Raw genomic sequence first — 8,519 nt, forward strand, 5'->3', positions numbered from 1 at the left:
ACACGGAAGTTAAGCTCTCTAGCGCCGATGGTAGTTGGGACCTTGTCCCTGTGAGAGTAGGACGTCGCCAAGCAACTTTAAGACGAGTCAGAATGACTCGTCTTTTTTGTATGCTTTCATACCTCTATCAATTGCATTTTTAACCCCTTCTAAATAAGAAAATCCATATTTTTTATCTGGCTCTAAGTAAGTTCCTTCCGCCCACTCGTTCCATGCGTTAATAAATAAAAACTCGCTGTTATAAAAAGAGTAAGTCCGATGAATTTGCTTGCTTAAATATATGGTGAACTTTTCAGGGGTAGAACCTACAAAGATGCTGCTATTCGCGTTTTTACGTCGTGCAGTATTATCCCAATCAACAAAAGCACCAGGAAATGTTTTTTTCTTTGGGAGCGATCGTTGTAATATATACATCCATACTTTATCGTAGTCCCAAACGTTTAATTGCATATCAGAATCATATATTACCTTATTTATGTCTGAAGAGCTATCATGGGCAATTGTATAGAAAGGTTCAAACTGAATGCTAGCATCGAATCCATTTATATTAGGTAGTGGAAAACTGTTTAATGTTTCAGCAAAGTATATACCTTTTAAACCATTTTCTCGCGCTAATGCATTCCAGTAATTAAGCATTTTTTCACAATCAGGAATATGTCCTGGACGATAAATAATGAATAGAGGTTTATCATCTATATAAATATATCTCTCATCTTGGAAAGCCTGTAATAAATAATCAAAGTGTTCCTTCCAATCAGATATATCTCCGTAGTCTTGAGGCATTAATATATGTTTATCGAGACCATCCCAAGATTTTGTCCATGGTTCATTTGCCCAAGAAAGACAAAAAGGGAAGTCAGGTTCTTTCATCTTTAGTACCTCATTAAAGGGTGTTTCTAATAGTCTTTTTCCCTTAAACCAGTAATGATAATAACAAAAACCATATATACCGTATGCTTTAGCGATTTTTGCTTGCCACTTTCTTACGGAGGGGGTAGTTAAGTCGTAATAAAAATCTTGATAAGGTTCCCTAGGTTGATAATGTCCTGAAAATAAAGGTCGTGCACTTTTAGTATTTGTCCATTCAGTAAATCCTTTCCCCCACCATCGATCATTTTCTTTAATTTGATGGAATTGTGGTAAGTAAAAAGCGATTATTTTCAAGTTATATCCCCCTCGTGTTTTTCGTAGTTCAAGTGTTGGGAAGTTATTCTTGATTTGGTGAAGCAATTTTAAAATAAGAGATATGTTATCTGTTTACTGTTTTTTTTATGGTATGTATTGGATTTTTTAAGCTTACTTAATAAGAGAGTATTAGGTAATTTGATATATATCTGAAATAGAAAGTACTTTTCGTCATGAAATTTATTATGTTGAATGAAAGGAATTAAATTTTTTGAAGGACAAAGAGGGCCTGTGGTAATCGATTTACATCATCAAAAAAGTCTTGTAGCTTTAAATATTTCTCATAATGATTTTCAATATAAGTCCTAGGTATAACGGTTTCTCCGTAAAAACTACTATTTCTAACATCCCCTGCACCAGTGGGACTATGAACAAATTTGCCGTTTTCATAATCCGAGATGGCGCGATGTATATCTGGAAAAGCTTGAGATAAAGTTTTATGCCATCCTGTTTGAATTAATTCAGGATGTTCTTGGAATTGTTGACAAAAATCAAGAAAATAGCGCGCTTGTGTTGTTGCGATGAAGATTCCACCAGGGCGAAGAACTCTTGAAAATTCTTTTACCCAATTTTCGGCAGTTGCTTCGGATAAATGTGAGAATACAGAATAAGCGAATATGATATCTAATGAATTGTCGCTAATAAAATCTACAGGGGGATGTGGGCTTGCTGTTTTATATATCCCTCTTCCTAGTGTTTCATTACAAAGTGTGATCATCGCAGGATCGACATCAATGCCAAGTAAATTTTGATCAGAGGCATCTTTAAATAAGAAGCGTATAATTCTTCCCCATCCGCATCCGAAGTCTAAAACTTTACTTTCTTTATTCAAGGGAACTCCTAAATTTTGGGCGTATTCTTTTATATGGCTATAAAACAAATATGCTTCGTAAAGAGCATGTTCATAGGAAGCACCTACAAATTGTTTTTGAATTTCTTCAGGAGGAAATCTAGGTACGGGAACCCCATTTATCGTTGTTTGTGAACAACTTTGTATAAATAAATTTAGAAGTTCGGCATCAGATACTGAATTAACAAGATGATCAAAATCACTTCCTAACTTAAAGTTATTCATTTGTTAAACCTCCGAATTATATAGTGATTAAACTTTATTTTCTTGCTTTTTACTAATGAAAACATGTAAAAATTCAGCATCTAACCCTAGTGATCTATCCTTTTGTAAAAAAACAATTGTATACATGTTTGCATGTGTATAAATATATTCAATCATATCCTGCCCCCAATCGAACGTTACTAAAGATCCATTCTCATCAATAGGGTTTCCATGATAAATGGGCTCTTCAATATATTCAATCACCTCTTTATTCATTCTTGCTCTTTGCACAGTTTTTGTGAGTGTATGATACCAAGGGACAGTAAATACATGAGCACCGCCAGGTTTTAATACTCGTTCTATTTCTTTAAAGGCTTTGTTTGGCGTCATTACATGCTCAAAAACGTCTTGAGTAATGAATAAATCAAAAGATTCATTTTCAAAAGTCATGTCTTCTAAGTTCTCACATCTAATACCTTGAAAGTATTGGCCAAGAGGATAATTTCTAAAGTATTGAGAATAAGTATAGTTTTTACAGTTTTTTAATAGTAGCTGAGTCGTAATTCCTCCAGGAGAGGATTCGTGAATATTATAGGAATCCCATTTTGGAAAAAATGTATGTAAAGCATGGATTAAAGCTCGCTGCCTTGGTATAGAGTTACATGTAGAACATAAATAATGATCTCTAAGCCAATCATTATGCTCTATAAATGTAGCTTTCTTTTCGCAAATAACGCAGTACCCATTATTGTGTTTCAAATTGATTTCCACACGATATCCCTCCTATGTTAATAAATGCAATCTATGTATGGAAAGTATGATACACGTCAACAATCGGCGAAATTAAAGGAAATGGGTGAAAGTTAGGTATCTCTTAAAATTACGATTAGGAGAAGGGAATAATTAGTTGGAGAGAACTCCCACTCGAATTAAAGTTTCACTTTATGCTATGCGATGTATCAGCTTTTATTCGTGGAAAAATGTATAGACTTAAAATATCCCTTTCGTGTATGGGTACATTTCAAAATCCTGTGCGTATATTTCTGTAACTAAATCCATAGTTTCTTTATCATAAAAGCTTTCGTATGTTGGAAATCGGGGAAAGCCTGGATCTGTAATGCTAAGTTCTGCATAGCTTCCTGCATAAATCATCTTGTGAGCGCGATGATGATCTGAATTTGTAAAAAGTGCTAAAGGGGATTTCATCAAATCGTACATGTGTTCTATCTTGGTGATTTGTGTATTAAAATCTTCTAAAGGAATATAGCATTGAATGAAATTTTCTTCACCAGGGACGTATTGTTGACTAAAATGTATATCTAAAGCTAGGGAATTGGAATCGAATGCCTGAACGTAATATAAAAATTGTTTAAATGATATTCCTTGATTACTATATTTATCATTATAAAAATAATGACGGATGCTTTCCCATTGTGGGCTAGCATATGGATTGTCAGCAAGTAATAAAAATGAGCTGACAGCTCTTGTATAAGGATTTCGTACAAGTTTACAAACATTTTTTTTAGCCTCTAGAAGACTATTTTGTAATTGTTGAATGTAATTTGTACTGTTTTTATACACCCAGAACTCATAGTAATGAATAAAGTCATTGTATTTCTTTGCTTCAGTAAATAATCCAATTTGAAAAAAGAACCAATTAGCTAATGAGGTGCATCCGCTTCTATGACTCCAAAATAGTATAAGGGGAAAGTCTTTATGGTAATGCGGAATTCGATCTTTATGTAGGATTACATGATTTAAAAGTTCTTGATTTATATTTTTCATGAGTTTAGCGCTCCTTTTTTGAGAACTTTGTGTATGTAGAAGCTTTTTTATGGGGTAAACAAGTGAGGATTGTTTATTAAATATATTCATGGGGATGAGTAAATATTATGAGTGTTTTTGCAGTCAACCTGAATAAGGAAGCTATTATAAAATGAAAATAGAAAATAAAGATAATGAAAATTTATAACAAACATACAATGATAAGAGGATGAATAATCAAAATGATCCAGTTTATTTGTGTATATTTTTAAGTTTGACGATAGGAAAAATTTATTACTAGAGAGATGATATTATGAGGAAGAATAATTATTTAATAGTAGGTGGAAATAGTTTCATTGGTATCAACCTCGCATTGGGTTTATTGAAACAGGGGCAAAATGTAAAAGTATTTTCCAGACATATAAATAATTTTCCTCAAAATATTATAAGTGAAGTTGAATTTATTAAAGGTGATTTAGAAAATGTTGAGGATATATATAAGGCTTTAGTGAATATAGATATTATTATTTATTTAGCTGCGACGTCTAACGTAGCAACTTCAATTGAAGATGTTTTCGGTGATATTAATAGCAGTCTATTTTTTCTTAATTTCATGGAAAGTGTTAAAGATTTTCGTATTAAAAAAATTATATTGGCTTCTTCGGGAGGCACAGTTTATGGTGAACCTGAATATTTGCCTATTGATGAGAAACATCCATTAAGACCACTTTCCCCGTATGGAATAACAAAAGTTTCGCTGGAGAATTATTTGTATTTTTATAAGAGAAAATATGGAATAGATTATGTTGTATGTAGATATTCTAATCCGTATGGAAAATACCAAAACCCCTTAAAAAAAGTAGGGGCGATAAATTGTTTTTTGTACCAGCATCTCAGTAATGAAAGGATTCATATATATGGGAATCCGGAGGAAATTATTAGAGATTATATTTATATCGATGATTTAGTTGAAATTACTATACAACTAGCACAATTAAATCAATTGAAATCTTGCGTATACAACATAGGGAGTGGCAAAGGTCTTTCTTTAAAACGAATTATAGTGGAATTAGAGAAAATAACAGAAAGAAAAGTGGATTTTATCTGTTACAAACAAAAACAAGAGAACGTTCAAAAAATCATTTTAAATATTGATAAGGTAAAACAAGAATTGAATTGGGAACCTAAAATAGATTTTAAACATGGGATTAGATTAAATAAGCTATGGATTGAAGAGTTCTTATATAGTAAAAAATAATAACCCACACTCTACTTGTATATAAGCAGAGCGTGGGTTATTAATTTACTTCTTTTTCTATAACCCAAAGGTCTTGATGTTCCCACCAAAATCCTTCAGTATACTTTTTGATAATTGGGTTATGGGGTAATAATTTAATTTTGTCACACACGTAAGAGGGACTAACTATCGTTTGTCCGTATTGATTCACATCTAAATCGAATTGTTCACTAGAAGAGAGAAACCAATAGCCCTTTTCATTTAAATTTGGAAACCCGAAGTATTTTTTGCTTTGATAGCCATGGGTTGTGAAAATGAATAAACCACCAGGTGAAACAGCGTTATACAATGTTTGCAGCCAACGAAACCAAGTTGTATCAGGCATATGAGAGAAAAAGGATAGACAAAAAACGATATCGTACGTAGAGGAGTCCAATTTTAACTGTTCAGGCTCAGGATGAGATAATATAGAAGAATTATTTAATTTGTTTTCAATAAAGGAAATAGCCTCTTCGTGTATATCGCAAGCGGTTATACTCAAATTCGCTTGTAGATTTAATAAATGACGTGTTACGCAGCCGTATCCGGATGCAAATTCTAACAATTTAATTGGATTGACTGTAGGAGGATAAAGGGAAGTAATTAAGTTTAAGAGTATTTGTGCTGAGTTTTGCCCATCTTTAAAGTAATAATCTATCGCTTCTTTTTTTGATGGGAAGACGGGATTAGTGACAATGAACTGAAAGATATGATCCTCAGGATGGATACTTGCATTTACATTATAGCTGTGTGCGATTTGAGAAATTAAATCTTTATGTTCCTCTATAAAGTCTTTCAAAGAGTATTCCCCCTTAAATAATAGTAGCGCCTTACAAGAGATATTGATGGCATAGAAAGCACACGTTTAAATTTTTAAGTATGTTTTAAGATACTTTCTATATGTATACATTTTCATTTTAGAAATGTCGTCGATAGTAAATTTTTCTTTAATGAAATTTTGCATTTGCACAACTTCATTGTAATGGGAGTATGAATCTTCTGTTCTCGTTACGCTATTTAAATGTCGTCTATGATAGTTTAAGGGGGCTGGATTGAAGTAAATATCTCCCTCTGTAAGAAGAGAAACATAGAAGAACCAGTCGCCAGCTATTTTGAACTTCTCTAACTGTTTTTCCGTTTTCTTCATATCTATATTTTTAAAAACTACACTTGAAACATTAGGTATAGTGTTTTTGATAAGTAACGTATCTTGTATTTCTTCGACGCCTTTTCGAAAATAGGGGGCTTTCCATTTTTCTTTATCGATATCATTTGTGTAATTTAAATAATGATTAGCCAATACATTTCCTTGTTCATCTATTTGTTTTGATTGTGTGTAACTTAAGGTAATATTGTTATTTATATAAAACCCCTGTATCACCTCTTGTAAAAATGTCTTATCGCATAAGTCATCGGCCTCTGCGATCCAAATATAATCACCAGTTGCTGCAGAGACTCCTTTTATCCATTGTTTAAATACAGAACCAGAGTTTTTATCATTAATAATCTGTTGAACCTTCAGGTGGGTCTTATTTTCTTTTGAAAGCAGCTTTTTAAAAGTTGATACGCTATGATCAGTGGAGGCATCGTCTAAGAAAATTAGTTCGTAAAGAGGGTAGGTTTGGTTTAATATTGATTCGATTCGATCAGGTAAGTATTTTTCATAATTATAGTTCGGTATGATTACACTTATCTTTTTGTAATTATGTTCGAGAAGATCTAGTAATTGATAAATGTAATTAAGAAAATTGAAGTTTTTTTCGATAAGTTCTTGGCCAAAGCTTCCCTTTTGTAATCGTAATCCCTCATCATGAATAAATTCATATATTTTTTCTAGCATTTTGGGTAAATTTAAAAAGTCTACTAAGGCACCAGTTTTTTCTGTAACAACATCTTCAAAACCTCCAGCATTTTTAAACCCTATAACAGGAAGTTTTGCATCTAATGCTTCTAAAACAACATTTGGAAAAGGATCTTCCCTTGAAGTTAATAAGTATAAGTCAGCCCCAGCGTTATATAATCCGATATCGGGAGTAGGATCGACTAATGTGAAATGTGCTTTATATTTAGGGGGCAGTGTATTCAGGAATTGAACGTCTGTTCTCCCTACCCAAATGAAATGAATATCCTTGTGAGTCTTTCTTACTGAGTAAGAGATAAGTGAGAATAAATCTATCCCTTTCCGATAATCTGCGAAGCCTACACCCAAGATGATTTTGCTATCTAGAGGCAGGTTAAGCTTCTTACGTAACTCATTTCTAGCTTTTGCAATATTGTTCTTATAAGGATTGTGGTTAAACAAACCTTGAGGGAGAATGTGACATTTTTGAGGATCCAATTCAGTGATTGTACGAAATTTTTCATATACGTATTGTGAAGGGAAGACAACTTTGTAAGCAAATTCAGCGATGTTTTTAGCTTTCCCTTCAGCAGAGTACTGTTGTATTAAATGCGGTAATTCATGTATTAATGAAACAACTTTTATATTTTGTCTAGCTAGTAATGCGACGATATCGCCACTTATGACAGTGCTACATATGGCGAGGGTAAAATTCTGTGATAATAAATCCTTTATTAATAATTCGACCTTTTCTTCTGTTTGATAACCTTGCTCGAGACAATAAACAGGACCGTACTTTTGAAAATCGGGAATTAAAATACCGGATCCAATAGAAATAATTGCAACAGAGTAATCAAAGTTTTCTTTAAGAGCCTTAATAGTATGTAAAGAAAGTAGCTGTGCTCCGTGGAAATGGGCATCATGGGATACATAAATTATCTTTTTATTAACATGCATTTCATAACGCCTCCTAAGGGTATTAGATTTCTTTCCCTTTTTTAAAGGTAAAGAAGAGAAGTGTTTTATTTATAATCCCCCTAGAGATGGGCAGGAGGGAGAACGTACTAAAAGAAAAAATACTATCCTTAATATATATTTACTTGGTCTCACATTCATTCTTTAGAAAAGTATTAGTATTAAGTTAGAGAGTGTAGGCTGCAGATTGTTAATTTGAATACATAAGTTTAAGAAGTTCTAAGGATGTATTAGAAATTAAGAGAAGGCAAAGCTTTTATGATTTATAAAATAAAAAAGATAAAAGGTATTGACGATTGATCTACAGGGGTGTAATATAGAACAAGTCGCCGATGACAATAACGTCGTAAGCGACAAATGAAATAAAAAAACTTAGTTGACATTAACTAACGGAGATGTTAACATAAGGAAGTCGCAAATGAGCG

7 protein-coding genes are annotated in these 8,519 nt (G+C 32.7%); 1 reads left to right on the top strand and 6 read right to left on the bottom strand.

The window, feature by feature from the left end:
* Nucleotides 1–87 precede the first annotated feature (87 nt).
* The 4 genes from AB6801_RS31070 to AB6801_RS31085 form a co-directional block, all read right to left on the bottom strand.
* Nucleotides 88–1,164 carry a glycosyltransferase WbsX family protein gene (locus AB6801_RS31070; protein ID WP_000690999.1) on the bottom strand — a complete coding sequence of 359 codons (1,077 nt, stop codon included), beginning with the start codon at nucleotides 1,162–1,164 and terminating at the stop codon, nucleotides 88–90.
* 223 nt (nucleotides 1,165–1,387) lie between these two features.
* Complete coding sequence (locus tag AB6801_RS31075) at nucleotides 1,388–2,260, bottom strand: class I SAM-dependent methyltransferase (protein ID WP_001058695.1); 873 nt, start codon at nucleotides 2,258–2,260, stop codon at nucleotides 1,388–1,390.
* A 27-nt stretch (nucleotides 2,261–2,287) separates the two neighbouring features.
* Nucleotides 2,288–3,010, bottom strand: a complete 723-nt coding sequence (locus tag AB6801_RS31080; RefSeq protein WP_000405117.1) for a class I SAM-dependent methyltransferase — start codon at nucleotides 3,008–3,010, stop codon at nucleotides 2,288–2,290.
* Nucleotides 3,011–3,229: 219 nt separating this feature from the next.
* Nucleotides 3,230–4,024 (bottom strand): sulfotransferase family 2 domain-containing protein, encoded by a 795-nt coding sequence (locus tag AB6801_RS31085; RefSeq protein ID WP_000790054.1) that lies wholly within the window; start codon nucleotides 4,022–4,024, stop codon nucleotides 3,230–3,232.
* A 292-nt stretch (nucleotides 4,025–4,316) separates the two neighbouring features.
* On the opposite strand from AB6801_RS31085, the gene AB6801_RS31090 reads away from it, so the two are divergent.
* Nucleotides 4,317–5,261: an NAD-dependent epimerase/dehydratase family protein gene (locus AB6801_RS31090; RefSeq protein ID WP_001230827.1), complete on the top strand. Its 945-nt coding sequence runs from the start codon at nucleotides 4,317–4,319 to the stop codon at nucleotides 5,259–5,261.
* Nucleotides 5,262–5,301: 40 nt separating this feature from the next.
* Here AB6801_RS31090 and AB6801_RS31095 read toward each other — a convergent pair whose 3' ends face one another.
* Nucleotides 5,302–6,078 (bottom strand): class I SAM-dependent methyltransferase, encoded by a 777-nt coding sequence (locus AB6801_RS31095; RefSeq protein ID WP_000651241.1) that lies wholly within the window; start codon nucleotides 6,076–6,078, stop codon nucleotides 5,302–5,304.
* Between the two features lie 66 nt (nucleotides 6,079–6,144).
* The gene (locus AB6801_RS31100) at nucleotides 6,145–8,076 is read right to left on the bottom strand and encodes a glycosyltransferase (RefSeq protein WP_000558376.1); all 1,932 of its coding nucleotides are present in this window, start codon (nucleotides 8,074–8,076) and stop codon (nucleotides 6,145–6,147) included.
* Between the last annotated feature and the right edge of the window lie 443 nt (nucleotides 8,077–8,519).

This window comes from Bacillus sp. RCC_6_1 (genome assembly GCF_041360755.1).
In the GTDB taxonomy this organism is placed as follows: Bacteria; Bacillota; Bacilli; order Bacillales; family Bacillaceae_G; genus Bacillus_A; species Bacillus_A cereus.

What these genes read in the sequence shown, in the direction of transcription:
- AB6801_RS31075 (WP_001058695.1), bottom strand. Translation starts at nt 2,260, where the DNA reads ATGAATAACTTTAAGTTAGGAAGTGATTTTGATCATCTTGTTAATTCA.
- AB6801_RS31085 (WP_000790054.1), bottom strand. Translation starts at nt 4,024, where the DNA reads ATGAAAAATATAAATCAAGAACTTTTAAATCATGTAATCCTACATAAA.
- AB6801_RS31090 (WP_001230827.1), top strand. Translation starts at nt 4,317, where the DNA reads ATGAGGAAGAATAATTATTTAATAGTAGGTGGAAATAGTTTCATTGGT.
- AB6801_RS31100 (WP_000558376.1), bottom strand. Translation starts at nt 8,076, where the DNA reads ATGCATGTTAATAAAAAGATAATTTATGTATCCCATGATGCCCATTTC.